1 protein-coding gene is annotated in these 2,355 nt (G+C 28.0%); it reads right to left on the reverse strand.

Features of this window, described 5'->3' with window-relative positions:
• Nucleotides 1-1,709, reverse strand: a 1,709-nt coding sequence (locus BLP60_RS10525; RefSeq protein ID WP_143338937.1) for a hypothetical protein, incomplete at its 3' end; no start/stop codon positions are given.
• Between the last annotated feature and the right edge of the window lie 646 nt (nucleotides 1,710-2,355).

A 2,355-nucleotide genomic window follows, 5' to 3' on the forward strand; every position in this document is an offset into this window, starting at 1 on the left:
TCTTTTCCATAAGATAAAACAAACCCTGAACTAAGCTTATTAAACTTAGCCTCTGCATATGTACCTAATGTATATCCTCGACTCTTTACTTCCCAAAGACTATCCTCCTCTTGGGAATTAGCCCAGTTCAAACCAACAAAAAAACCTAATCTTTTTAAAAAACCTACCTTTTTATCTATTCCAGCTACAATCCCTTGTGCATCTGAGTCATTATCTTTTCTATAAATCACATTTCCATATCCAGTAGTCCACCAAGAATTGCCCCCTGCCTTCATTCTGCCAAAAAGCACAGAGTGTAAAGCTTGCCCTGTGCCAACAGTTTGAGCCTCACTTGAGCTAAAAGGCAAGTTCTTAGGGTCTACGCTAGCAATTAAACCATTTGCCTGACCATCAAGATTACCATCTCTTTCTTGAACAACTAACAATCCAGGAGCTTTTACTGTTGGATCTATCCCATCATAAGTTATATAATAACGCTGTCCAGAAAGATTTATAGTTGTAGCTGTTCCTTCAAGCCCAAGGTCTGCAGTATCTCCATGCAGAGAACATCCCTTTTCTAAATTTAAAACATTGTTATTTCTCCTAATATAAATTGCATAACTTGTTTTACCATAAGCCTTAATGCTTCCGCTATTAGTAATAGTATTGTCATCACCATCTACATAAATACCATAAGCCTTATTTTCATCTCTATTCTCCCTTGCTCTAGCAGTAATAGAGCCACCATTAATAAAAATATTGGAATCATGCAGAGAAACACCATAAACTCTTCCCTCCACACTCTCATTAGCAGCAGCAGAAATAGTACCATAATTAAAAATTCTATTATTATCATAAAACTGCAAACCATAAACATCCGCATTATGACTTTTATTAATTGTAGTAGAAATAGTGCCATAATTGTATATGGTATTATAATTACTAGCAGCCACACAAAAAACAAAAAAGTCTCCATGATTAGGGCCAACTCCATTAATTGTATTTAAAATTTTACCATAATTATATATAGTATTATGATACTTTATTTCAAAATTATAAATCACACCCCCCCAATCTTTATTATTAACCTTAATAACAACATCTCCATAATTATATATAGTATTGTAACTACTAACTCTTATGCCATAAACGTTTTCCAACCTTCTATTAACAATGTTACAAGTAATAGAACCATAATTGTAGATAAAGTTATTATCAACAGCATAAATGCCATAAATATTTCCTTTTGATAAGTTACCACTAGTTGTTATCTTAATAGTTCCATAATTATATATAGAATTCGAATCTGTAGCATTAATGCCGCAAATATTAAACTCAGCAACCATGAGAGGAGATGTTATATTAATAGTTCCATAGTTGTAGATAAAGTTGGAGTCAGTAGCATCGATACCATAAACAGTTGATCCTACAGTATTTATAGTGATAGATCCATAATTATTTATTTTACTATTACTACTAGATTGAATAGCTGTATGATTGGAAGAAGAACTAGGTATATCAATACCTGCCCCAGATTCAATAGTAAAAGAATCATAAGGATTAAGAGGAATTGGGGCTCCTGTCTTATCTTGGGCATTAGTTTGATTAGACGAATCCCCAGAATATAAAATATAATCCGTTGCATTAGCAGAATAAATAAAAAATATATTACAAAATATTAGCAATATAAGCATAAACATAAATTGAAAAAAACACTTTTTCATCTTCATATTTTTCTCCTAATTTTTATTATATGAAATACAATATCAAAGAAATATTAACAAAAACATATAACAAAGACAAAACATTAAAAATTTAATCATCTTAATTTAAATTTTCAAAAAATTTTATTTTTTTGATAGATAAATTAAATTAAATAATCGCTATTTGAATATATTTATATTGTCAATAGTATTTATTAATAATTTATTTATTTTTAGATTTTAATAGTTTTTAAACATAAATTATTCATATATATATGAAATATAAAGAAATTATAATATTATTTTTTAAATAAATAGAAATATTGACTATATATTTAATACTATTTGTTTTTTAGTTTATATAGTAAATTATTTTAATTTATTTAACTTTTTACTAACATTTCTTATTTTCTTATTTTTTAATAATTCAAAATTTTTTAATCAAAAAAAATTTTTGATTAAAAATACATTCTAAATACTAACAATACTAAATCAGTAATAAACGAAAAAACAAATTATCCTTATGGGAATTTTAATTGGGGATAGATGTGTGGGAATAGATTTAAAGGGAGATAATCACTCCAAGAGAGAGGTGGAAACCTCTTCTTTGGTGAGAACCAAAGGAAAATTCAGAATCTGTGTAAAGTTTTATATTGGAGCGTAAAAAATAATT

It is taken from the genome of Desulfonauticus submarinus, assembly GCF_900104045.1.
Taxonomy (GTDB): Bacteria; Desulfobacterota; Desulfovibrionia; order Desulfovibrionales; family Desulfonatronovibrionaceae; genus Desulfonauticus; species Desulfonauticus submarinus.